The organism is Nonomuraea sp. NPDC050383, assembly GCF_044459125.1.
Lineage (GTDB): Bacteria > Actinomycetota > Actinomycetes > Streptosporangiales > Streptosporangiaceae > Nonomuraea.
Genome location: NZ_JBITIP010000009.1, coordinates 109,181 through 132,264 on the forward strand (window position 1 = coordinate 109,181; position 23,084 = coordinate 132,264).

The following is a 23,084-nucleotide window of genomic DNA, read 5'->3' on the forward strand; positions in this document are numbered from 1 at the left end:
GCGGTCACACCCCGGGGAGGCGGCCGTTGCGGAAGAGGTCGACGAAGGTCTGGTGGTCGGCCCGCGCCTGGATCCCGTACCGGTGCGCGAAGTCCACCAGCATGCCGATGAAGCCGGGCCGGTCGCCGTCCACCACCGCCACGATCGACTCCTCGGTGGAGTAGTCCACCAGGTCGTGGCTGGACTCGTCGTCGGCCACGGCGTGCATGCGCGCCACCGCCCGCCCGAGATCCCGCATGATCGAGTCCAGCTCGGCCGGCTCGTTGACGTCGTCCCAGTCGAGGTCGGCCGAGTACGGCGAGACCTCGGCCACGAGCTGCCCCACGCCGCCGAGCGTGGTGTAGCCGAGCCACGGGTCCGCGTACGCCTGCAGCGCCCGCTGCGACTCGGCGGTCCGGTGCCCCTGGTGCAGGAAGTAGCCGGTCACCTTCTCGTCGGTGATGTACCTGGCCACGGCCGGCACCTGCGCCTGCTTCATGTAGAGGATGACGTCGTTCTCCAGCGCCTGCGAGCGGCCCTCCAGCAGCATGTTGTACGAGGGCAGCCCGGCCGAGCCGATGCCCACGCCCTTGCGCAGCGCCACGTCCTTGATGACGTGCTCGACGGAGGTCGTCTGCTCGGGCAGCGTGGTCAGGTAGTCTTCGAACGCGGCCAGCACGGCCGCCCGGGTCTCGGGCCCGACGGCCTCCCGCCCCTCCATGATCGCGAAGCGCCGGTCGTAGTCGTCGATGACGGTCTCGACGTCGAGCATCGCCACCCGCGTCCGCAGCCGCGCCGTCTGGAGCACCCGGTGCAGCACGCCGGTGGTGGTGCCGAGCGTCAGCGACCCGATCGCGTCGTCGCCGCCGTGCGCGATGGCGGTCAGCTCGTCCAGGTAGGCGGTGCCGAAGCCGCTCACGAGCGAGCTGATCACCTCGTCGGACAGCGCCTTGGCGTACCCGATGAGCGCCACGCTGGCGGCGAAGCGCTTGAGGTCCCAGGTGTACGGCCCGACGTACGCCTCGTCGAAGTCGTTGACGTTGAAGACGAGCACGCCGGAGGCGTTCATGTAGGTGCCGAAGTTCTCGGCGTGCAGGTCACCGTGGATCCACACCCGGCTGGTGGGCTCGTCGAGGAAGGCGTCGTCGGCGAACTCGCCGGTGAGGTCGGCGTAGAACAGGCTCGCGCTGCCCCGGTAGAAGGCGAACGGCGAGGCGGCCATCTTGCGGAACTTGCGCCGGAACGCGGCCGGTTCGCGCTTGATCGACTCGCCGAACTCGGCCACGAGAACGTCGAGCAGGAAGGAGGAGCGGGTAGCCATACACGGGACAGTAGGACGTGGCCGCCCCTTCCGCCTAGATTGTCATGAAGATGTCGTGGCCGGTCAGGCAGCCGGTTCGGGCTTCGCCCGCTGCGCCGGGGGCAGCAGTCGCGTCCCCGTGACGATCAGTGGCACGATCACCACCGCCAGCACGCCGCACAGCACCGCGGCGGGCCCCCACACCAGCTCGGCGCCCGGCACCGGCCACGCCATGGGCAGGCGCCACGCGAGCAGCAGTGCCCCCGCCGCCGCCAGCGCGAGGCGCACCGAGGGGGCCGACCCGCGGCGCAGGGCGGCGATGCCCGCCACGGCACACGCCACGGTCGCGAACGCATCGGGGTAGGACAGGGACCACAGGGCCAGGAGCGCTTCGGACGCCGAGGTCCACGGCAGCGGCGCCCACGGCAGCAGCGCCGACGGCAGGGCGACGGCCATCGGCAGCAGGAGGCGCCACGGGCGGACGGTCGCCGGCGCATCGGCGTGGAAGCCCGCCAGCAGGGCGAGCACGGGCACCGACGCCATGAGCGCGGCGGGCGGCGCGGCCCAGGTGAGCTGGACGGGCGGCCCGGCGCCGATCAGCAGGAGCGAGACCGCTCCGGCCGTGGCCGCCACGACCTTGGCGGGACCGGTGAAGCCGCGCATGACGGCCGCGAACGCGACGATCCAGAGCGCATCCGCCACCGCGGGGAACGGCGAGGTGGTGGCGTAGGGGGCGGGGAGGTGCGCAGCCGCCGAGGCCGCCCGCCACGCCAGGTCGTGAACGCCCAGCATCGCCTGGAATCCCAGGCCGAGCAGCGCCAGAAGCCGGACCGTCTCACCCCAGGCGGCGGCCCGCGCGCCCGCTCCGCCGAGCCGGACCCGCACCGCCAGCGCGACCACGCTGGCGACCTCGCCCCAGCGCGGGCGCGGGTTGCGCTCGTCCGGCACCTCGCCGGACATCTCCATGAACGCCGCCACCATCTCGTCCTCCCGCTCCACCCGGTAGGAGGCGGGCAGGATCCGCAGGACGGACCGGTAGCGCTGCTCCAGCAGCACCGGGTCGGGCTCGGTCACGCGACACCTCCAGCGGCCGCCGCGCGCGCGGCGAGAGCGGTCAGGGACGTACGGGCGAGCACCGCCAGGGCGGTGGCCGGCCGGGGGGTGGGGGACGGGCCGGCGGACGGGCGGCCGGCCGTCCCGCGGGCGCGCAGCCTGGCCGTGGCGGCCTCGGCGTTGGCCGCCAGCCGGGCGGCCTCGTCGGCGAGGGTCCGGGCGCCGTCGTCCGTCAGCCGGTAGTAGCGGCGCAGCCGCCCCCGCTGGACCTCCTCGCGGTCGAGCTGCACCAGCCCGTCGGCGGCGAGCCGGTCGAGCACCCCGTACAGCGAGCCGATCTTGAGCTGGACCCTTCCCTCCGACAGCCGGTCGACCTCCTGGACGATCCCGTAGCCATGCCGGGGCTCGTCCACCAGCGCGGTGAGCGCGAGGAACATGGGCTCCGTTATGTTCACGTCCCCACTATATCTTGTCGCACAAGATATAAGGCGCCTCAGGGGTGCTGGGAGGAGACGGAGACGACCTCGCCCGTCATGTACGTGGCGTAGTCGCTGGCCAGGAAGACGATGACGTTGGCCACCTCCCACGGCTCGGCCGAGCGTCCGAATGCCTCCCGCGCCGCCAGCTCCGCCAGCACCTCCTCGCTCGTCACCTTCGCCAGGAACGGGTGGACGGCCAGCGACGGCGCCACCGCGTTCACCCGGACGCCGTGCTCGGCGACCTCCATCGCGACGCACCGGGTCAGTGCCATGACCCCGGCCTTGGCCGCCGCGTAGTGCGCCTGGCCGCGCTGGGCCCGCCAGCCGACGACCGAGGCGTTGTTCACGATCGTCCCGGACCCCTGCGGGACCATCCGGCGCAGGGCGGCCCTGGTGCAGCGCATGGTGCCGTGCAGGGTGACGTCGATGACCGCGTGCCACTGCTCGTCCGTCATCGCGGCCAGCTCGGCCGTGCCGCCGAGCCCGGCGTTGTTGACGAGCACGTCCAGCCGCCCGTGCCGCTGCGCCACCGCCTCGAACAGCGCCCCCACCTGGTCCTCCGACGTCACGTCGCACGGCACGGCCAGCGGCTTGACGCCGGTCAGCTCCGCCAGCGCCTCGGCGGCCTCGCCCAGGCGCCGCTCGTGCCGGTCGGACAGGACGACGGTGGCGCCCTCCTCCGCGCAGCGCCGCGCGGTCGCGTAGCCGATGCCGGCCCCGGCCGCGGCGGTGACGAGCGTGACCTTGCCGTCGAGCAGACCGTGTCCGCGCGGGTACGCCGGTGCCATCGTGGTGCCCCTCACTGCCGGGGCAGGCCCAGCGTCCGTTCGGCGATGATGTTGCGCTGGATCTCGCTGGACCCGGCGTAGATGGTGTCCGCCCGGCTGAACAGGTAGAGCCGTTGCAGGTCGTCCAGCTCCCCGTCGCGGGCGACGAGCCCCGCCCTGCCCTGGACGGCCTGGGCCAGCTCTCCGAGCCTGCGGTGCCACTCCGACCAGTAGAGCTTGCCGATGGACGCCTCCGGCCCCGGATCGGGCCGCATCGTGCGCAGCGCGTTCAGCCGCATGATCCGCAGCTCCAGCCAGGCGCTGACCAGCCGGTCGCGCAGCACCGGGTCCTCCGCCGCCCCGGTGCGCCGGGCCGTCTCGATCACCTTGGCCAGCTCCCGCCGGAACCCGATCTGCTGCCCCAGCGTGGACGCGCCCCGCTCGTGGGCCAGTGTGGCCATCGCCACCCGCCAGCCGTCCCCGGGGGAGCCGACGACGTTGGCGGCGTCGGTGGTGGCGCCGTCGAAGAACACCTCGTTGAACTCCGACGTGCCGGTCATCTGCACGATCGGCCGCACCTCGACGCCGGGCTGGCGCATCGGCACCAGCAGGTACGACAGCCCCCGGTGGCGTTCCGAGCCCGGCTCCGTGCGGCAGAGCACGAAGCACCAGTCGGCCACGTGCGCCAGCGACGTCCACACCTTCTGCCCGGTCACCACCCACCGGCCGCTCTCCAGGCGCGCCCGGGTCCGCACCCCGGCCAGGTCGGAGCCCGCGTCCGGCTCGGAGTAGCCCTGGCACCACAGCTCCTCGCCGCGCTGGATGGGAGGGAGGAACCGGGCCTTCTGCTCGTCCGTGCCGAGCTGGAGGATGGTCGGGCCGAGCAGCCCCTCGCCGATGTGGCCCACGCGGGCGGGGGCGTCGGCGCGGGCGTACTCCTCGTGGAAGGCGACCTGGTCGGCCAGGGAGGCGTCGCGCCCGCCGTACCGTGCGGGCCAGGCCAGGCAGGTCCAGCCCGCCTTGCCGAGGTGGCGCTCCCAGGCCAGCCGGATCTCGTGGCCCTCGTGCTCGCGGCCGGGTCCGCCCAGCCCGCGCGCGCCGGCGAACTCGCCGGTGAGGTGGTCCTCCAGCCAGGCCCGCGCCTCCTCACGCAGGCTCAACGAAGCCCCCGTAGCCGCCGCGGAAGAACACCAGCGGCCCGCCCTCCGCGTGGACGTCGAGCTGGAGCACCCGCGCGACCACGATCATGTGGTCGCCGGCGGGGTGCTCGGCCTCGACCGCGCAGTCGATCCAGGCCAGCGCCCCGTCCAGCACAGGGTTGCCGCCGGGCGAGCCGGTCCACTTCAGCCCCGCGAACTTGTCGCCGCCCTTGGCCGCCATCTGGACGCACACCGGCTGCTGGTGCTCGGCCAGCACGTTCACGGTGAGCATCTCGGCCCCGCGTACGCGCGGCCAGCTCGTGCTGGTGTGCGCGACGCAGAACGCCACCAGTGGAGGGTCGAGCGACACCGAGGTGAACGAGTTGGCCGCCAGGCCGCACGGCGTGCCGGTCGCCGGGTCTAGCGCGGTGATCGCCACCACGCCGGTGGCGAAGCGCCCGAGCACCTGCCGGAACCGTAAGGCGTCGAGGTGACCGTTCGCGCTCTGGGGGGTAGGGCCGTTCGGCATGGCGGCTCCGTGGAGGGTCCTGCGCTGGTAGGGCGTGGGACGGCCGGCACAACCGTCCGGCGTGACCAGCCGGGCAGCGTGTGTGCTCATGTGGACCTCCTTTGTCCGCCCAGTCGAGTGTATCTCACCAAGCGCTTGCTTGGACGGTAGGCGCGGGGCGGAAAGCCTGTCAAGCGGTGCGCCGGCGACCGTCCACCCTGTCACGTTGACACGTCCGGAGCGCGCGGCCTAGCGTGTGTTGATGCCCAAGCGCTTGCTCGCCTTCCGGGATCGTACGGCCGTCGCGGGCGTGGGCTACACGCCGTTCGGCAAGGACTCGGGCGTCAGCACCCTGACCCTGGCCTGCCGCGCCGTCCTGGCCGCCCTGGACGACGCGGGGCTCACCGCGGACGACGTCGACGGCCTGGCCACCCACCGCGTCGGCGACTCCGCGGCCCCCACCCTCGTCGGGCCCGCGCTCGGCATCCGCGACCTGAGCTGGCACCTCGACCAGTTCGGCGGCGGCAGCGTCTCCCACGCCGTCGTCGCCCAGGCCGCGCTCGCCGTGGCCGCGGGCATGGCCGAGACCGTCGTCTGCTACCGCGCCATCAACGCCCGCTCGGAGTTCCGCATGGGCGGCACCGGCCGCGGGCTGCCGCCGGGCCCCGAGGTGCAGTACCAGGCGCCGTACGGCTTCTTCGCGCCGCCGCAGCAGTACGCGATGTACGCCCGCGCGCACATGCTCAGGTACGGCACCACGGCGGAGCACTTCGGCCGGCTGGCGGTCACCCAGCGCGCCAACGCCGTCAAGAACCCCCGCGCCCTCATGCGCACCCCGATCACGCTCGACGACTACCTGGCCAGCCGGTGGATCGCCGAGCCGTTCCGGCTGCTCGACTGCTGCCTGGAGACCGACGGCGCCTGCGCGCTGGTCGTGACCACCGCCGAGCGGGCGCGCGACCTGCGCCGGCCGCCGGTGCTCGTCTCGGCCGCCGCCTGGGGCGGCGGGGAGAGCCACCTGTCGGGCGGGCGCGCCGACCCCACCACCACGGCCGCCGCCGCCCTCGCCCCCCGCCTGTACGGCCAGGCCGGCATCGGTCCGGAGGACGTCGACGTGGCCGAGATCTACGACTGCTTCACCTACTCCGTGCTCGTCCAGCTGGAGGACTACGGGTTCTGCCCCAAGGGGGAGGGCGGCCCGTACGTCGCCTCGGGCGCCACGGCCCTGGACGGGACGCTGCCGGTCAACACCCACGGCGGCTTCCTGTCGGAGGGCTACGTCCACGGCATGAACCACATCGCCGAGGCCGTCTCCCAGCTGCGCGGCGACGCGGGGGACCGCCAGGTGCCGGGCGCGGAGGTGGCCCTGTCCACGGCCCAGCCCGGCTACATCCTGCCGGCGACCTCCGCCTTGATCCTCAGGAAGGGCTGATCGCATGGCTGGTGGCGGGCGTCCGGTGTTCCAGGTGACGACGGACCGCGACTCGGCCCCGTGGTGGGAGCGGACGGGGCGGGGGGAGTTCGCGGTGCAGCGGTGCGAGGCGTGCGGCACGGCGCGCTTCCCCGCCAGGGCGTTCTGCCCGGCCTGCCGCGCCGAGCGGTGGCGTTGGGAGGCGGTGGCCCCGGAGGGAACCGTGGAGAGCTGGATCGTCAGCCATCAGGCGTTCGGCGGGGCAGGCACGGGGGGCGGGGGGCCCTACGTGGTGGTGATGGTGCGGCCGGCGGCGGTGCCCGACTGCCTGCTGCACGGCGGGTGGCGGGCGTCGCGGGAGCCGGTGGGCGGCGAGCGGGTCAGGGGTGTGTTCACGGCAGGGGAGCTCACGCTCGTCGACTGGGAGCCCGCCGGGGAGTGAGCGTCACCCAAAGACGGGTGACATGCGGAACGCGCGTCCTGGCGGGCGTGGGGGACCCGCCAGGACGCGCTTCCAGCCCCATGCGCGGCGACGCCAGGACTCCGGCGAGGGTTGGAGTCCTAGATCGATGGTTCGCGCACGGAGACGGTGGGGGAGTGCGAGGACTCCGGGTGCCGGCAACGCTCGGTCGACCTGGTCGGTACGGGACTGCCATTCCGGGTGTTCGTGCAGGTAAGACCGAACGTATGGCGACGCACCGCGTAACGCAGTAAACGTGGTGCATCGTCTGGGTCTTGCCAGGGCAGGTATGGCGTACCCGCGTGGACCGGCAACACTGGCCCTCACCTCCTCCCGGCCTTTCGATGGATTTGTACCAACGAATGGATGATGCGGCTGCGGGGGCCCTTTGGTCAAGGGGTTGTGGCCTGCTAGAACCAGATCGTCTAAATTGTTGGCACAATAAGGGGTGAAAGTGGCAAGGTCGGTGCTGTACCAGCAGGTGGCTTCCGAACTACGGAAGGCCATCTACTCCGGTGTACTCGGTCCCGGAGCGCAGCTGCCGACTGAGGCCCAGCTCATGGAGGACCATGGGGTGAGCCGCAACACCGTCCGGCTGGCCCTGGGCGAGCTGGTCAACGAAGGGCTGGTCACCCGGACGCCCCGCCGCGGCACGATCGTCCGGGACCGCAGGCCGCTGCTCATCTACCCGCAGCGAGAGCTGGAGCCACAGCCCAGCGGAGAGCTGCGTGAGGCGTTCGCCTACGCCGTCACCCAGGAGGGCCGGGCGCCCAGCCAGCTCATCGAGGTGCTGACCGTCACACCCGTCGAGGAGATCGCCAGCCGGTTGGAGCTGGCCGACGGGGAGCTCGCCGTGGTGCGCCGGCGGCTCCGTTTCGTCGACGGGCAGCCGTACAACACCAATGACTCCTACTTCCCCCGGGATTTGGTGGCCACCTCGGAAATCGCCAGGCCGGGGGACATCGCGCGAGGGGCGAACCGGGTTCTGGAGGAGCTCGGGCATGAACAAGTTCGCGTGATTGACGACATTTGGGCGCGAATGCCCAACCAAGAGGAAGTTGAGAGGCTTCAATTGGAACTGGGCACGCCAGTTGTCGTGTATGTCCGTGTTGGTTACGACAGGGCTGATACGCCGGTGCGCGTCGCGGTCTCGGTGCTACCCGCGGACAAGCACTTGATCAGATACGAGCTCGACAGCCGCTAGTCGAGCTCGGTTGGGGGTGATCCCGCCGGCGGCCCGCCGCGAGTAATCCGGCCTCGCCGGGCTAGGGGAGTCGTGCATACTCCCTAAAACCCAATTTATGCGTGTATATGCATACATATCGCCTTTAAGTCACCCTAGCCGAGTCCGTGCGCCACTGCGCCATCACTCACAGTAGTGACTCGGACACCCAACGCATCGAAAGGGCGAACCATGCACTCCATCACTGCCTTCGGCACCCTCTCCGGCACTTCGGGCTCCGGTACCGCGACCCTCCTGCACCCGCTGGCCCTGCGCCGCGCCGACCGTTCCGACCTCCAGGGCGTCCTCACCCTGCTCGCCGACACCGCCGAATGGCTGCACTCCAAGGGCGTGAGCCAGTGGCCGCGGGGCGGCTTCGGCCCCGAGCGGATCGAGCCGCTGATCGAGGAGCGGGTGCTGTACCTGCTGGACGACGAGCTGCGCTACCTCGACCCCGACGAGGACGTCCCCCCGGTCGCCACCATCGCCCTGGACGGCCACGCGGACCCGGAGTTCTGGGCGCCCGCCGACGACCCCGGCTCGGCGCTGTACGTCCACAAGCTGGCCGTGGCCAGGCCCTGGGCCGGCACGGGTCTCGGGGACGCGCTGCTGGACTGGGCCGGGGACACGGCCCGCGCCACGGGGCGCCGCTGGCTCCGGCTCGACTGCGCCAAGCGCAACCAGGAACTCCAGGACTACTACCGGCGGCGCGGCTTCCAGCATGTCCGTACGGTGGACCTCCCGCACCGCGCCTCGGGCGCCCTCTTCCAGCGCCCCGCCGAGAGCGCCATGGTCGCCGCCTTCCGCGACCTCACCCTCCCCGAGCTCATCGGCGCCTGACGGCCGCCGGCCCCCAGGACCAGCCAGGACGTAACGGGCTTTTGGGGCTTCGCCTGCGGAAAGGGGTAGAGCACCCGATAACCTGCCCTCATGACCGGATCCCTCCTTGAGGTGATCGCGCTCGACGTGCGCGACGCCGTGGCCGCGGAGCAGGGCGGCGCCGACCGCGTGGAGGTCGTCGCCGACATGGCGGCCGACGGGCTCACACCCGCGCCCGAGACGGTCGCCGCCATCGCCGCCGAGTGCCCGCTGCCCCAGATGGTCATGCTGCGCCGCGACGCCACGTTCACGGCCGGGCAGGACGTGCTCGACCGGCTGCGGCGCGACGCCAAGGAGCTGGCCCAGGCCGGTGCGGCGGGGTTCGTCTTCGGGTTCCTCGACGGGGCGGGCGCCGTGGACCTGGCCGCCACCGAGGCGCTCATCCACGCCGTCTCGCCGCTGCCCTGGACGTTCCACCGGGCGGTCGACCACGCGGCCGACGTCCTGGCCGCCTGGCGCGCCGTGCGGCTCCTGCCGAACCTGGCGACCGTCCTGACCGCCGGCGGGCCCACCGGTGTGGCGGACGGGCTGCCGGTGCTCAAGACCCGTGCCGAGGCCGGTGACGGGTCGATCATCCTGGCCGGCGGCGGGCTGCGGCCACCGCACGTGCCGGCCCTGCTCGACTACGGGGTGCGCGCCTTCCATGTCGGCTCCGCCGTACGGGAGAGCTGGTCGGACCCCGTGGACCGGCGGCTGGTCCAGCAGTGGCGCGCCCTGGTCGACCGCGACTGAGCGGCCGGGCCCCGGACGCGGTCCGGGCCTCAGCCGGGGCCGGACAGGGCGGCGTCCGCGCGTGACAGGGCCGCCACGAGCGGCCTGATCGTGGCGGGCTCGTCCATGACCCCGCCGTCGCCCGCCCGCCCCTCCTCCCAGGCCCGCACCCGTTCCCGGTACGCGTCGTACGTCGCCAGATGGAAGGCGTAGACCGCGGCGAACCGGCTCACCAGGTGCGAGGGGTGCATGTCCCAGCCCTGGTGGTACCCGTGGCGCAGCGAGTGCCGTACGAGCTCGGCGTGCCGCCGCCACAGCCCGCGCACGTCGGCGGCCGACTCCGAGGCGGGCGCGGCCGCCAGCGACCCGTCCGACAGCTCCACCCCCGTCCCCGCGAACGCGGTCTGCATGACGTGCCGGGCGTGGTCGCAGGCCGGGTGGTCGAGCCGCTGCTCCTGCGGCGGCAGGCCGATCGCCGCCGTGTGGTCGAACACGCCGAAGTGCGCGGCGGCGAGCCTGCCTCCCAGCGTCTCGGCGAGGTCGCCCCGCAGGAACGCCAGCGTCTGCGGCGCCTCCACCTGTATCTCGAAGCGCAGCCGCACCTCCGCGCCGCCCCCGAGCCCGCGCTCCAGCCCGCGTTCGAGCCGCCCCAGCAGGTCGGCGAACTCCACCAGGTACTCCTCCATGAGCACCTTGGGGAAGGTCACCACGAAGCCGGGCGGCAGCTCGCCGCAGCGCGCCGCCACCTCGGTGAGGAAACCGTCGAGCGTCCGCGCCGAGCGCGCCGGGTCGCCGTCGGCGAACGACTTCACCCGCAGCCCCCACCGCCGCGGCAGCGTCCCCGCGGCCCGCAGCTCCGCGACCGCCTCGGCGGCCCGCACGGCGTGCGCGTCCTCCTCCTCGCCGGGCCGCACCCCGTAGCCGTCCTCGAAGTCGATCCGCAGGTCCTCGACGGGCTCGCGGGCGAGCTTGCGCAGCACCCGCTCGTGCACGGCCGGCGCCAGCCCCTCCGGCACCCCGAACACGTCCACGACCTCGGCGGGACCGGCCAGCCCCGCCCGCGCCAGCGCCAGGGCCCGCCCGCCCCAGTCCGCGACGGTCCCGGCGGAGAACCGGTCGGCCGGCACGTACACCGTGTGCACCGGCTGCCATCCGGGGCGCCAGCCGGGGGAGGCGCCCGGATAGCGGGCCCGCTGGGCCCGGAAGGCGTCCTCGAACGCGGCCAGCGGCACGTCCCCCATGGTCACACGCATGCCCTGCACCCTAACCCGCCGAGGGACACCGGGCTCAGGGGCGGCCTCAGGGGCGGAAGGCGCGCAGCATGGCCTCCAGGCCGGCCAGCTTGACGCGCTCGCCGCGGCCCAGCGTGCGGGCCAGCTCGGCCTCGGCCGCCTCGACGGCCAGCCACTCCTCGTAGGTGACGGGCCGCACCCCGCGCTCGGCCAGCAGCGTGTCGAGGTCCGTCTTCAGCTCGTGCCCGCGGCCCGCGAGGTCGGCCAGCAGCGTGCGGACCGTCTCGGCCGCGTCGGACTTGTTCGTGCCGATCACGCCCGTCGGGCCGCGCTTGAGCCAGCCGGCGACGTACTCGCGCTCGCGCACCCGCCCCGCCTCGTTCGGCACGGTCATCGTCTCGTGGGAGAACGGCACGTCCGGCAGGGGCACGCTCTGGTAGCCGACGGATCGCAGCACCATCCCCACCGGCAGCGTCTCGAACTCGCCGGTGCCCTCCACGCGCCCCTCGGGGCTCAGCCGGGTGCGTTCGAGCCGCAGCCCCTCGACCCGCTCGCTGCCGATGATCTCCACCGGGCGCAGCCAGAACCGCACGTCGAGCCGGCGTGGCCGGCCGGCCGGCCGCCGCTCCGACCACGAGCGCAGCACCTCGATGTTGCCCCGCACCTGGCGCGGGAAGTCGCCGCCGAGCACGACGGCCTCCTCCGGCCGCACGCACACGTCGGCGTTGGCCAGCTCCCCGAGCTCCCGCAGCTCCTTGAGCGTGAACTTGGCGTGCTCCGGCCCCCGCCGGCCGATCATGTGGATGGCCTTGACCTGGCTGGCGCCCAGGCGTTCGAGCACCTCGTGCGGCACGTCGGTCGCGCTCAGCTCGTCGGCCGTCTTGGCCAGGATCCGCACCACGTCCACGGCCACGTTGCCGACGCCGATGACCGCCACCTCGGAGCTGTCGAGGACGAACCGGCCGGCGTCCACGTCGGGGTGGCCGCAGTACCAGTTGACGAAGTCGGTGGCCGCCACGCTGCCCGGCAGGTCCTCGCCGGGGATGCCGAGCCGCCGGTCCACCATGGCGCCCGTGGCGTACACGACGGCGTCGTAGGCGCTCAGCAGGTCGCTCACGGACACGTCCACGCCGAGCGTGACGCCGCCGAGGAAGCGCACCTGCGGCAGCTCCAGCACCCGCCGCAGGTAGCCGGCGATGGACTTGATCGAGGTGTGGTCGGGCGCGACGCCGTACCTGACCAGGCCGTACGGCGTGGGCAGGCGTTCGAGCACGTCGATCTCGACCGGCTCCGACGACTGCTTGACCAGGGCCTCGGCCGTGTAGATCCCGGCGGGCCCCGATCCGATGACCGCCACGCGCAACGCCACGTCGCCTCCCTGCGACGGCGACTCCTCGGCACGGGCCAGGCGTCCGGCCGGGATCACCGTCTCGTGGCGATTGTTCCCCGTGCGAGCGCCTATGACAGCCTCTTTTCGCCGTCAAGAGCGTCCCGTGTCGCGCGGGCGCGCAGGGCGGCCTTGTCGATCTTGCCGTTGGCGTTGGCCGGCAGGGCCTCCACGACCACGACGCGCCTCGGGACCTTGTAGTTGGACATGTTCTCCCCCGCCCAGGCCAGCAGCGCCTCCACGTCCACCTCAGCGCCGGGACGGGGCACCACGTACGCGCAGCCGGACTCGCCCGAGACGGTGTCGGGCACCCCGACGACGGCCGCCTGCGCCAGCGAGCCCTCGCGCAGCAGCAACGACTCCACCTCGGCGGGGGAGACGTTGAAGCCGTTGACGATGTACAGGTCCTTCTTGCGGTCCACGATCGCCAGGTTCCCGGCCGCGTCCAGCACGCCGACGTCGCCCGTGTGCAGCCACCCGTCCCGGTCGACCACCTCGGCGGTCCTGTCCGGCTCGTCCCAGTAGCCGCGCATCACGCCGTAGCCGCGCTGCAGGATCTCGCCGCGCTCGCCCGGCGCGACGTCCTTGCCCTCGTCGTCCACGACCCTGACCTCGATGCCGGGCACCGCCCGCCCGGTCGTGGCCGCGACCACCCCGACCGGGTCGCCGGCCCTGGTCATGGAGACGACCGTGCCCTCCATCAGGCCGTACGCGTTGATCACCCGCTCCATGCCCACCTGCTCGACCAGCCGGGTGATGAGCGACGGCGGGACGGCGGCGGCCCCGCAGATGGCCACCCGCAGCGACGAGACGTCGCACGCTCTGCGGTCCAGCTCGTCCAGCAGCCGGTGGAACAGCGTGGGCGGCCCCGCCAGGACGCTGATCCGGCCGGAGGAGATCAGCTCCATCAGCCCGTCGGGGGTGAACGCCCGGATCGGCATCATCGTGGCCCGCCGCAGCACGCACGCGAGCAGCCCCGCGTTCAGCCCGAAGCCGTGGCTGAACGGCGCGATGACCGGGTAGCGGTCGTCCTCGCCCAGGGTGACGATCTCGGCCCAGTCCCAGTAGCCGCGCAGCACCTGGGCGTGGTCGAGCATGACGCCCTTGGGCGTGCCGGTGGTGCCGGAGGTGGACATGATCTCGCACAGGTCCTCCGGCCGTACGGCCAGCGCCCGCTCCTCGGCGGCGTCCGGCGCGACCTGCTCGCCCCGCTCCAGCAGCTCCGAGGCGGTGAGACGGCCCGGGCCCGGGGGCGCGGAGGCGGGGACGACCACATGGAGCAGGCCGGTGCCCGGCGGCAGGAGGTCCGCCGGCGCCGTCCGCCCCGCCCCCTCTCCGGTGATCAGCACCCGGGCGGCGGTCCTGCGGATCATCGCCGCCGCCTCCAGGCCCTTGGCCCGCGACGAGAGCGGCACGAGGACCGCGCCGGCGCACCAGACGCCGAAGGCGTGGACCACCCAGGACGGGTCGTTCACGCCCCACAGCGCGACCCGGTCGCCGGGCTCCACGCCGAGCGCCATGAGACCCCGCGCCACCCGCGTGGCCGCCTCCAGCAGCTCCGCCAGGCTCGTCCGGTCCGCGCCGTCGGCCAGGACGGTCGCGCCGGGGTGCCGGGCGGCCTGGTCGCGCAGCATGCGGGGGATCGTCCCCCAGTCCGGCACCGGTTCCACGTCTCCCGCGCCTCCAAGCTGAGTCGGTGCGTCACGTCACGAGCGCCCTGTCGCGGCCGAGGTGGTGACCGCGCAGGTCGCTCACCATGCCGGGGGAGGGCGTCTCGGCGACCTCCGGAGCGATCTCCACCGCGAGCGAGATCGGCGTCAGCGCCCGCACGGCCTCCTGCAGGCGCGAGCGCCACATCGGGTTGCCCACCAGGCTGGCCCGGTTGAACGTCACGGTCAGGACCGCCGCGTCGAGCGTGCCCTGCCGGCTGACGCCGAGCTCCCAACGGGCCACCCCGTCGATCTTCGTGAGGGTCCGGCCGATCCGGGGCAGCGACAGCCACACGCCGCGCACCAGCACGTGCTCTCCCACGGTGTGCGCGGGGGCGGGGATCCCGTCGGCCGGGCCGCGCGCCACCTGGCCGGTCCGCAGCACGGCGTCGCCGAGCGCGGAGTGGCCGGCCGGCGTGATCACCAGCTCGGCCGCGCCGGGGGCGTGCGGCAGCAGCTCGTCCTTGCCGAGCGCGGCCAGCCGCAGCAGACCGTCGGCGAGCGGCGTGAGCGGCTCGTCCTCCGCCGCCCGCCAGGCCAGGGCGCCCCCGCTGAACGGGCTGGAGTACACCTCGTGGACCTCGGCGTCGAACTCGCCCGCCAGGTGGCCGAGGGTCCGCTTCGAGGCGATCTCGCCGGTGAGCACGATGTGCCGGAGCCCGAGGTCCAGCGGGTCGAGCAGGAACTCCAGGTGCAGCCGGGCCAGGAAGTCCATGGCGCCGGTGGGGGTCGCGACCAGCGTGGTCGCCCCGAGCGCCGACAGCGCGTGGTGCAGGCGCATCCGGCCGCGCGGCCCCACGGACGCGGCGGCGGCGGCCACCCGGGAGGCGGCCGAGGCCCACAGGGCGCCCGCCGGCTCGGCGAGCGCCACCACGACCCGGTCGCGCCCGCCCACGCCGGCGGCCCGCAACGCGGCGGCGGTCAGCTCCTCCTCGGCCTCGCGGTCGGCGGGGGCGAGCGGGAAGACGCCGGAGGCGTCGGGCGGCACGTGGAGCAGCCCGGTGGCGGCGGCCCCGGCCGCGCCGAGGTCGTCACGGGTGAGCCAGCGGTACGCCCCCGCGCCCGACCCGGCGGTCATGACGCCACCTCGTCCATGAACCGCCGCATGGACGAGGTCACGTGCTCGTGGGCGAGGCCGCCGACCTGGCACTGCAGGATCAGGTCCGTGGCGCCCGCCTCCGCGATGCGGGTCAGCGCCTTGCGCGACCCCTCCACGTCGTCGACCACCACCATCAGGTGCTCGCGCAACGTGGCCATCGCCTCCTCGGGCGGCATCCCGGCCGCGAGCTGGCCCAGCACCCGGTGGGTGGCGTGTCGCGCGTCGTAGTAGTCCGGCGGGGTGACGAGGTTGACCTGGCGGCGGATGTACCACAGGACGGCGTCGGCGGCCGTCGCGGCGGCCTCGTCCCTGGTGGAGCCGACGTACCAGGGGATCATCAGCGCGACCCGCCGCGTGGCCGGGTCGAACCCCGCCTCGGCCAGCGCCTCCCGGTAGCGGGCTATGTCGGTGGCCACGTCGTCGATGCCCTTGAGCATGGTCATGCCGAGCAGGTTGTAGCCGTGCCTGGCCGCCGCGAGGTAGCCGTCCAGCGACGTGGAGGCCACCCAGACCGGCGGATGCGGCACCTGCGCGGGACGCGGGTAGACGGCCACGTCGGGGATCTCGAAGAACTCGTTGGAGCGGCTGACCGGCTCGCCGTCGGCCCGCCAGATGGCCAGCGTGGCCTCCAGGCAGTCCTCCCAGATCTGGCGCGACTTCTCGAACGGGCGCTGGAAGGCCTGGTACTCCAGCGGGGAGGCGCCGCGCCCGGTGCCGAACTCCACCCGCCCGCCGCTGACCACGTCCAGCGTGGCGACCCGCTCGGCCGTCCGGATGGGCGACTGGAACGGCAGCAGCACGACGCCCAGCCCGAGATGGATGCGCTCGGTCCGCTGCGAGACGGCGGCCAGCACGAGGTCCGGGGCGGAGGAGTGGGAGAAGCCCCTCGTGAAGTGGTGCTCCACGAACCACGCGGTGTCGAATCCCAGCTCGTCGCCGAGCACGACCTGCTCGATCACGTTCTGGAACGCCTGTTGCTCGACCTCGCGGGAGCGCCCGCGGACCTCCAGCTCGTACCCCAGGCTGATCCGTAGCGACGTCATCGCGCCTCCGGCGAAAGTAGTAAACCAAGCGCTCGCTTGGTAGAGACTACCAGCGCGAAACACTTGCGGGAAGGGCGCCGTCGCGATCAAAGTGGATGCTCGTGAGGCGAAAGCACGCGCTGCGGCGGGCGAAGGAAGAGGGCGACCTCACTCCCGACGGCGCGCGCCGCCACGAGGCCCTGGGGCGGGTCATGGCGGCCCTGGCCACCGAGGCAGAGTTCATCGAGTCCTGCCGTGACCTCACCTGGTGGCGCGGCTCCGACGACAGCTGGCACCTCGAATGGCGTGACGGGCCGTTCGCCTCCGAGGTGGCCGTCCTGCTCGCCGAGCGGCTGGCCGTGCCCGGCGACGTCACGCCCGCCGGCACCGGCAGCGAGATGTCGGCGGTGCTCGACGTCATGGGCGTCCGCTTCGAGCTGCACGCCATCGACCCCATGGGCACGGCCCGCGTACGGGCCAAGCCTGGGTTCTGGCGGCTGGCCGAGGCGCTCGACACCACGCGCCGCACCAACGCCCGCCATCCCTGGGAGGAGCTCCTCGGCGGCTGACCGGTCCTAGCCGAGGACGCGGGCGGCCAGTCGCGCGCGGTGCGCCTGCGGAGGGCCGAACAACTGCGCGTCGGAGGTGGCCCGTTTGAAGTAGCGGTGCGCGGGATGCTCCAGGGTGACCCCGATGCCGCCGTGGATCTGGATGTTCTCGCCGGCGGCCGTCAGGTACGCCTCCGAGCAGTACGAGCCCGCGATCGCGGCAGCCTCCTCCAGCTCCGCCCCCTCCACTCCCTCCGTCTTCTCCGCGCCGGCCGCACCCAGGGCCGCCGAGCGGGCCGACTCCACCAGCAGCAGCAGATCCGCCAGCTTGTGCTTGACCGCCTGGAACGAGCCGATCGGCCGGCCGAACTGGTGTCTCTCCTTGGCGTAGGCCGTGGCCGTCTCCAGGCAGCGCGCCGCCCCGCCGGTCTGCTCGGCCGCGAGGGCCGCGACGGCGAGGTCGCGCACGCGCGCCCAGCCCGAGCCGTCGCCCGCCCGTCGCGCCGGGACGCGGTCGAAGGTCAGCTCCTCCAGCGGCCGGCTCTCGTCCATCGTCCGGTGCCGCACGCGCCGCGTCGGCTCGGCCTCCACCAGCATCCCGCCCGCGTACACGAGCACCAGGTCGCCCGCCAGGGCGTACGGCACCGTGCCCGACAGGAGGCCGTCCGCCAGGTCGAGGTCGCCGTCGCCGGGCAGCGCCACGGTCGCGGAGCGCCCGCCGCCCGCCAGCACGGGCAGCAGCCGCGCCATGGCCTCCTCGTCGCCGCCCGCCTTGACCGCCTCCACGGCGAGCACCGCCGTCTGCAGGAACGGGTACGGCGACAGGGCCCGGCCCAGCTCCTCGGCCACGGCCGCGACCTCGGCGGGGCCGCCTCCCGCGCCGCCGTACTCCTCCGGGACGGCCAGCCCCGCGACGCCCAGTTCCCCCGCGAACGCCTGCCAGGGGGTGCCGGGACGGCCGGACAGGTAGGAGCGGACCACGTGGCGAAGCTCGTCGGTGACCGTCACGGCCGTCAGACTACCAAGCGATTGGTTGCCTTACCTCGACCAGTCAGTCTTTGCGGTTTCAGTGCGGCCGCATAACCCCTTTATGGTCGTCCGTCCCGAGGATCCAGGGGAGGTATGACCCGGGATGGACATGAAGAAGCCGGCGATCGACTACGCGGACTTCGCCGAGTACGACCGGCGGCAACGCGGCATCGAACGGCATGTGCTGGCGGCGTTCCTCGGGGGGCTGGCCGTCGGCCTCGTCGGCATGCTCGTGTCCCAGAGCGGCCCCGCCTGGCTCCGCCACCTCTACGACCCGTACGCCTACCTGGCCCTGGCCATCGCGCTTGGCGTGACCGCGCAGGGGTTCGGCTGGGCGGCGCTGAGCACGTTCCTCGCCGCCGTGTCCACGCTGGTGGCGGCCATGGGGGCGAGCGCGCTGCACGGCGGCGACTTCACCTTCGACGTCATCGGCGGCAGCGCGTCCGGGCTCAACTGGACCCTGATCATGCTGGTCGGCCTCGGCCTGCTCGCCTACGTGGCCCGCAGGAAGGACCACTGGGGCGACCTCGCGGCGGGCGCCGTGGGCGGCGCGCTGCTCGCGGACGTGGTGGACCGCTCCACGCCCGGCTTCGTCGCCGCCGAGAACGGGTTCTGGCCGGCCGTCGCGGCCGTGGTGGGCGGCCTGTCCATCGCGGCCGTGATCGCCCTGCGCAACTCCCTCGCCGGCCGGCTGCGCGCGCTCGTGATCTCGGGCGTGCTCGCGGGGGTGGCCACCATCGTGCTCACGGACGAGCTGTGGGGCCCGTTCTGGGCCGCCTTCTGACGAGGGCGCCGGGCGCCGCCGGTTTATGCCGAGCGGTTCCTGGTCCGGAGTCGATAGCCTGTAGTCCTCCGTATCCGGGCCGAACAAGGAGTAGCCGTGTTGCTGCGCATGTCGTCGTTGTTTCTTCGCACCCTGCGGGACGACCCGGCAGACGCGGAAGTGCCGAGCCACAAGCTCCTCGTCCGCGCCGGCTACGTCCGCCGCGTGGCGCCCGGCATCTACTCGTGGCTGCCCCTCGGCAAGATGGTGATGGAGAGCGTCGCCCGCGTCGTCCGCGAGGAGATGAACCGCATGGGCGGCCAGGAGGTGCTCTTCCCCGCGCTGCTGCCCCGCGAGTACTACGAGGCGACCGGTCGCTGGACCGAGTACGGCGACCTGCTGTTCCGCCTCCATGACCGCAAGGGCGTCGACTACCTCCTCGGGCCCACCCACGAGGAGCTCTTCGCCGACATGGTGAAGGGCGAGTACAGCTCGTACAAGGACTACCCGGTCACGCTCTACCAGATCCAGACGAAGTACCGCGACGAGGCGCGGCCCCGCGCCGGCATCCTGCGCGGCCGCGAGTTCCTCATGAAGGACTCCTACTCCTTCGACCTGGACGACGACGGCCTCAAGCACTCCTACGAGCAGCACCGCGAGACCTACATCCGGATCTTCGACCGGCTCGGCATCGACTACAAGATCGTGTTCGCCACGTCCGGCGCGATGGGCGGCTCGGCCTCCGAGGAGTTCCTGGCGCCGACCCCCACCGGCGAGGACACGTTCGTCGCCTGCCACTCGTGCGGCTACGCGGCCAACGCCGAGGCCGTCACCACCACGCCGCCTCCCGCCCGCGCCGTCGAGGACCAGGAGCCGCTGCGGGTCCTCGACACCCCCGGCACGCCGACCATCGACACGCTGGTCTCGTACGTCAACGAGCACCACGGCCTGTCCGTCACCGCCGCCGACACCCTCAAGAACGTCGTCGTCAAGGTGACCACCCCCGGCTCCGACAAGGTCGAGACCCTCGTCGTCGGCGTCCCCGGCGACCGCGAGGTCGACTTCAAGCGCCTGGAGGCGTCGCTGGCCCCCGGCGAGCCGGCGATCTTCGAGGCCGAGGACTTCGCCCGGCACCCCGGCCTCGTCCGCGGCTACATCGGTCCCCAGGTCCTGCGCGAGCTCGGCATCCGCTACCTCGTCGACCCGCGCGTCGTCACCGGCAGCTCCTGGGTGACCGGCGCCAACGAGCCCGGCAAGCACGCCGCCCACGTGGTGGCCGGCCGCGACTTCGTCCCCGACGGCACCATCGAGGCCGCCGAGGTGCGCGCCGGCGACCCCTGCCCCCGGTGCGGCTCCGAGCTGTCCATCGACCGCGGCATCGAGATCGGCCACATCTTCCAGCTCGGCCGCAAGTACGCTGACGCCGCCGGACTCGACGCGCTCGGCCCCGACGGCAAGCCCATCCGCGTCACCATGGGCTCCTACGGCATCGGCGTCTCCCGCGCCGTCGCCGTCATCGCCGAGCAGCTCCACGACCAGCTCGGCCTGGTGTGGCCGCGCGAGGTCGCCCCGGCCGACGTCCACATCGTCGGCACCGGCAAGGAGAACCAGATCGAGGCGGCCCTGGAGCTGGCCGCCGAGCTGGAGTCCCGTGGCCTGCGCGTCCTCGTGGACGACCGGGCCGGGGTGTCGCCCGGGGTGAAGTTCAAGGACGCGGAGCTGCTGGGCATGCCGACCATCGTCGTGGTGGGCCGAGGGCTCACCCAGGGCGTGGTGGAGCTGCGCGACCGGGTCTCGGGCGAGAAGTCGGAGATCCCGCTCGCCGAGGCCGCCGACCGCATCACGGCCGCCTGCACAGCCTGACCGTCCGCTCCCGGCCCCCGGCGCACGGGGGCCGATCATGGGCGGCAGCCGCAGGCCCAGCCGGTTGTGGGCCCAGCCGCCTGTGGACCCGGCCGCCTGTGGCCTAGCCGCCCGTGGGCGCGGACGGCGATGCCGGCGGGGAGACGGGCGAAGGGCCGGGGGAGGCGGGTGGCGCGGCGGCGGGCATGCCCGGGAACGCCGTCCCGATCGCCGGCCGGAACGCGTACGAACGCGCCACCGCCTCCTGCATGGCCAGCGCCGCGTACTTGCGCAGCGCCGGGTCGTCGGCGGCGACCAGCTCCAGGTAGGCCGCCGTCACACCGGTCTCGACCTGCACGGCCAGGCGGACGGCGTCGGTGGGCGTGGACGGGACGAGGGGCAGCGAGTAGGACGGCTCGGCCTCGGCGGGCCGCCCGCCCCGGGCCGTGACGAACGCGCGCAACTGGTCACGGCGGGCACGGTGCGCGTCGAAGGCCCGCGTGGCCTTGGACCGCAGAGTCCCACTGGTGCGCGCACCGATCAGCCCGTACGCGAAGACGGCGGCGTGCTCGGCGGCCAGTGCCTTGCCGAGCCTCTCGGCGTCACCGCTCACGAGGACCTCCTGCTGCTCTCACGACCTCACGCTCTCACGAGCCTTCCCACACCCGCACCTCTCACGACCACCCGCACACGACGAGGCCCGCCGCCCGTACCCGCCGTCCGCCACCCGTACCCGGCGACGCGGCTCGCACCCGGCGGATCACTTGTAGACCGCACATGCCGTTCATCCGCCCCATGCTCACCGCCTCCACGCCGGCGACGCCCGTTCCCGCTGCCTGCCGTGCGGTCACAGGGACCGCGGCAGGGCCAGGGCGTGGGCGGCCTCGCAGGCGCCGATGCTGGCGACCAGCTGGGCCATCGAGGGCGCGATCCCGGAGAGCGCGCGGGCACGCCGGGCGGACGCCTTGCGTTCCAGCTCCCGCAGTGACGACAGCGACACCTTGGCCGCCGCACCCGCCGTGGGAGTCCCGGCCGTGGGAGCTCCCCCTGACGGACCTCCCGAGGAGGGCCCGCCCGGAGAGGACGGGGCGCCGGACGCCGGGGAGGCCGCCGCGGGGAAGCGGCGGCGCAGCTCCGCCAGATGCGCCTGGTGCCGGTCGCGGAACGGGGCCAGCGTGTTCGCCCCCTTGGCCATGAGCGCCGCGTACAGGCCGATCACATACTCCTTGTCGGCGATGAGCTGCCGCGCGAGGACCAGCTCCGGCGGCTCCTGGGCCGCCTCCGACGGTCCGGTGCCGCCGGACTCGCCGCTGCACCCCGTGAGCGCCACCGCGGCCGCTCCGCCCGCCAGCACGGCTCGCCGGGACAGGGAAGGGCGCACGGGAAGAGACCTCCAGAACGCGGACGTACGCAGCCCTCTGGGCCACGGCTGGACGTGAGGAGCCCTCCGGGCGGGACAGGACCTGAACGGCCCTCCGCGCCGCGGACGGGACGTGAGTAGCCCTCCGGACTACGGACGCAAGAAGCATCGTACGGGCTCGCGCCCCTGCCCGCCGTCAGGCAAGGCCGCGAGGGCCGCCCTTTCTGACGTCCCGTCCGGCCTCCTGACGTCGCCGCCGAGTCTCCCGGACGTCTCCGCCACGTCCCGGAAGACGTCTCCACCCGTCTCCGGACGTCCCCCGCGTCTCCGGGGACGTCTCCGTCCGTCTCGGGCCCGCCGGGTGTTTGCGCACGTCCGCCGCCCAGGGACGTCTGGACCGTGTCCCCGGACGTCCGTCCCGTCCCGAGGACGTCTCCCGGGACGTTCTCGCCCGCGCCCCTTCGGGGGACCCCGTGACATCGCCGGAGTGTCCGGCTCGTACGCTCAGCCCTACGTCTGGTGCGTCCACACCGACTGGCGCTCTTTGGACGCCCTCCTACAGATAGGGTGTCAACTGTCGTCGCTGGCTGAGCGGCCGGGCGACGGAGAGCCAGGAGAGCCAGAGGCGAGGTCCGCCCGGCTGCAACATGACAATAGGGGAGGTCGATATGGGCAGCGATTCACCCCGCGACCACCTGATGAAGCTCCTTGAGCCCGTCGTCGGCGCGGAGGGCCTCGACCTTGAGGACGTCACGGTCACGCAGGCGGGCAGGCGCCGCCTGCTGCGTGTGATCGTCGACCGCGACGGAGGGGTGAGCCTCGACGACATCGCCGACGTGAGCCAGGCCGTCTCAGCGGCCCTCGACGAGACCGACGCGATGGGCCCCGCGGCCTACACGCTCGAGGTCTCCTCGCCGGGCGTCGACCGCCCGCTGACGGAGCCGCGCCACTGGCGCCGCGCCGCCAGGCGGCTGGTGAAGGCGGAGCTGCGCGACGGCAGCGTGCTGGAGGGCCGGGTGCGCTCGGCCGACGAGAGCGGCGTCGACCTCGACGTCGACGGCGATGTGCGCCGGCTCGACTATCAGGACCTGGCCCGCGGACGGGTGCAGGTGGAGTTCCGCCGGATCGACGACGACGCGGACGACGCGTACGCGGACGTCGACGGCGACGAAGGCTAAGGGGGGA

General features: G+C 73.4%; 23 protein-coding genes. 9 read left to right on the forward strand and 14 right to left on the reverse strand.

Annotation, left to right across the window (positions count from 1 at the left end; translation table 11 throughout):
- Nucleotides 1-4: 4 nt before the first annotated feature.
- From ACIBG4_RS23135 to ACIBG4_RS23160, 6 genes are all read right to left on the reverse strand, one after another.
- Complete coding sequence (locus ACIBG4_RS23135; RefSeq protein ID WP_310716539.1) at nucleotides 5-1,300, reverse strand: DUF2252 domain-containing protein; 1,296 nt, start codon at nucleotides 1,298-1,300, stop codon at nucleotides 5-7.
- A 63-nt stretch (nucleotides 1,301-1,363) separates the two neighbouring features.
- Nucleotides 1,364-2,353: a hypothetical protein gene (locus ACIBG4_RS23140; protein ID WP_397203546.1), complete on the reverse strand. Its 990-nt coding sequence runs from the start codon at nucleotides 2,351-2,353 to the stop codon at nucleotides 1,364-1,366.
- On the reverse strand, nucleotides 2,350-2,787 hold the full coding sequence (locus tag ACIBG4_RS23145; RefSeq protein WP_397203548.1) for a PadR family transcriptional regulator: 438 nt from the start codon (nucleotides 2,785-2,787) through the stop codon (nucleotides 2,350-2,352). The genes ACIBG4_RS23140 and ACIBG4_RS23145 overlap by 4 nt, the downstream gene beginning before the upstream one ends.
- 38 nt (nucleotides 2,788-2,825) lie before the next feature.
- Nucleotides 2,826-3,599, reverse strand: coding sequence for an SDR family oxidoreductase (locus ACIBG4_RS23150; RefSeq protein ID WP_397203549.1), 774 nt, complete (start codon nucleotides 3,597-3,599; stop codon nucleotides 2,826-2,828).
- An 11-nt stretch (nucleotides 3,600-3,610) separates the two neighbouring features.
- A complete protein-coding gene (locus tag ACIBG4_RS23155; protein ID WP_397203550.1) occupies nucleotides 3,611-4,738 on the reverse strand; it encodes an acyl-CoA dehydrogenase family protein in 1,128 nt (375 codons plus the stop codon).
- Entirely contained in the window at nucleotides 4,725-5,246 is a 522-nt protein-coding gene (locus tag ACIBG4_RS23160; protein ID WP_310716570.1) for a flavin reductase family protein, read from the reverse strand. Before ACIBG4_RS23160 ends, ACIBG4_RS23155 begins: the two co-directional genes overlap by 14 nt.
- A 241-nt stretch (nucleotides 5,247-5,487) precedes the next feature.
- Between ACIBG4_RS23160 and ACIBG4_RS23165 the strand changes: the two genes are divergently transcribed.
- The 5 genes from ACIBG4_RS23165 to ACIBG4_RS23185 all read left to right on the forward strand — a co-directional run bounded on the left by ACIBG4_RS23165 (nucleotide 5,488) and on the right by ACIBG4_RS23185 (nucleotide 9,929).
- On the forward strand, nucleotides 5,488-6,657 hold the full coding sequence (locus ACIBG4_RS23165; RefSeq protein ID WP_397203551.1) for a thiolase C-terminal domain-containing protein: 1,170 nt from the start codon (nucleotides 5,488-5,490) through the stop codon (nucleotides 6,655-6,657).
- A gap of 4 nt (nucleotides 6,658-6,661) precedes the next feature.
- Nucleotides 6,662-7,078: a Zn-ribbon domain-containing OB-fold protein gene (locus tag ACIBG4_RS23170; RefSeq protein ID WP_397203552.1), complete on the forward strand. Its 417-nt coding sequence runs from the start codon at nucleotides 6,662-6,664 to the stop codon at nucleotides 7,076-7,078.
- A gap of 499 nt (nucleotides 7,079-7,577) precedes the next feature.
- Nucleotides 7,578-8,300, forward strand: a complete 723-nt coding sequence (locus ACIBG4_RS23175; protein WP_397203719.1) for a GntR family transcriptional regulator — start codon at nucleotides 7,578-7,580, stop codon at nucleotides 8,298-8,300.
- A gap of 210 nt (nucleotides 8,301-8,510) precedes the next feature.
- Entirely contained in the window at nucleotides 8,511-9,158 is a 648-nt protein-coding gene (locus tag ACIBG4_RS23180) for a GNAT family N-acetyltransferase (RefSeq protein WP_355453519.1), read from the forward strand.
- Nucleotides 9,159-9,248: 90 nt separating this feature from the next.
- Entirely contained in the window at nucleotides 9,249-9,929 is a 681-nt protein-coding gene (locus tag ACIBG4_RS23185; RefSeq protein ID WP_397203553.1) for a copper homeostasis protein CutC, read from the forward strand.
- Between the two features lie 29 nt (nucleotides 9,930-9,958).
- Here ACIBG4_RS23185 and ACIBG4_RS23190 read toward each other — a convergent pair whose 3' ends face one another.
- The 5 genes from ACIBG4_RS23190 to ACIBG4_RS23210 form a co-directional block, all read right to left on the reverse strand.
- Nucleotides 9,959-11,161 carry a DUF6986 family protein gene (locus tag ACIBG4_RS23190; RefSeq protein WP_397203555.1) on the reverse strand — a complete coding sequence of 401 codons (1,203 nt, stop codon included), beginning with the start codon at nucleotides 11,159-11,161 and terminating at the stop codon, nucleotides 9,959-9,961.
- 46 nt (nucleotides 11,162-11,207) lie between these two features.
- Nucleotides 11,208-12,509 (reverse strand): FAD-dependent oxidoreductase, encoded by a 1,302-nt coding sequence (locus ACIBG4_RS23195; RefSeq protein WP_397203556.1) that lies wholly within the window; start codon nucleotides 12,507-12,509, stop codon nucleotides 11,208-11,210.
- 89 nt (nucleotides 12,510-12,598) lie between these two features.
- Nucleotides 12,599-14,197 (reverse strand): AMP-binding protein, encoded by a 1,599-nt coding sequence (locus ACIBG4_RS23200; protein WP_397203557.1) that lies wholly within the window; start codon nucleotides 14,195-14,197, stop codon nucleotides 12,599-12,601.
- Nucleotides 14,198-14,228: 31 nt separating this feature from the next.
- Nucleotides 14,229-15,314: a hypothetical protein gene (locus ACIBG4_RS23205; protein ID WP_397203558.1), complete on the reverse strand. Its 1,086-nt coding sequence runs from the start codon at nucleotides 15,312-15,314 to the stop codon at nucleotides 14,229-14,231.
- Nucleotides 15,311-16,378 (reverse strand): LLM class flavin-dependent oxidoreductase, encoded by a 1,068-nt coding sequence (locus ACIBG4_RS23210; protein ID WP_397203559.1) that lies wholly within the window; start codon nucleotides 16,376-16,378, stop codon nucleotides 15,311-15,313. Before ACIBG4_RS23210 ends, ACIBG4_RS23205 begins: the two co-directional genes overlap by 4 nt.
- Nucleotides 16,379-16,473: 95 nt before the next feature.
- Here ACIBG4_RS23210 and ACIBG4_RS23215 point away from each other — a divergent pair, with 95 nt between their 5' ends.
- Nucleotides 16,474-16,926: a hypothetical protein gene (locus tag ACIBG4_RS23215; RefSeq protein WP_397203560.1), complete on the forward strand. Its 453-nt coding sequence runs from the start codon at nucleotides 16,474-16,476 to the stop codon at nucleotides 16,924-16,926.
- A gap of 6 nt (nucleotides 16,927-16,932) precedes the next feature.
- On the opposite strand, the gene ACIBG4_RS23220 is transcribed toward ACIBG4_RS23215, so the two are convergent.
- Nucleotides 16,933-17,913, reverse strand: coding sequence for an acyl-CoA dehydrogenase family protein (locus ACIBG4_RS23220; RefSeq protein WP_397203562.1), 981 nt, complete (start codon nucleotides 17,911-17,913; stop codon nucleotides 16,933-16,935).
- Nucleotides 17,914-18,037: 124 nt separating this feature from the next.
- Here ACIBG4_RS23220 and ACIBG4_RS23225 point away from each other — a divergent pair, with 124 nt between their 5' ends.
- Together ACIBG4_RS23225 and ACIBG4_RS23230 are read left to right on the forward strand one after the other, a co-directional pair.
- On the forward strand, nucleotides 18,038-18,718 hold the full coding sequence (locus ACIBG4_RS23225) for a hypothetical protein (protein WP_397203564.1): 681 nt from the start codon (nucleotides 18,038-18,040) through the stop codon (nucleotides 18,716-18,718).
- Between the two features lie 96 nt (nucleotides 18,719-18,814).
- Nucleotides 18,815-20,560 (forward strand): proline--tRNA ligase, encoded by a 1,746-nt coding sequence (locus ACIBG4_RS23230; protein WP_397203565.1) that lies wholly within the window; start codon nucleotides 18,815-18,817, stop codon nucleotides 20,558-20,560.
- A gap of 103 nt (nucleotides 20,561-20,663) precedes the next feature.
- On the opposite strand, the gene ACIBG4_RS23235 is transcribed toward ACIBG4_RS23230, so the two are convergent.
- Nucleotides 20,664-21,152, reverse strand: a complete 489-nt coding sequence (locus ACIBG4_RS23235) for a ferritin-like domain-containing protein (RefSeq protein ID WP_397203566.1) — start codon at nucleotides 21,150-21,152, stop codon at nucleotides 20,664-20,666.
- Between the two features lie 234 nt (nucleotides 21,153-21,386).
- A complete protein-coding gene (locus ACIBG4_RS23240) occupies nucleotides 21,387-21,920 on the reverse strand; it encodes a hypothetical protein (RefSeq protein WP_397203567.1) in 534 nt (177 codons plus the stop codon).
- Between the two features lie 647 nt (nucleotides 21,921-22,567).
- On the opposite strand from ACIBG4_RS23240, the gene rimP reads away from it, so the two are divergent.
- Complete coding sequence (rimP, locus tag ACIBG4_RS23245) at nucleotides 22,568-23,077, forward strand: ribosome maturation factor RimP (RefSeq protein WP_397203568.1); 510 nt, start codon at nucleotides 22,568-22,570, stop codon at nucleotides 23,075-23,077.
- Nucleotides 23,078-23,084 lie beyond the last annotated feature (7 nt).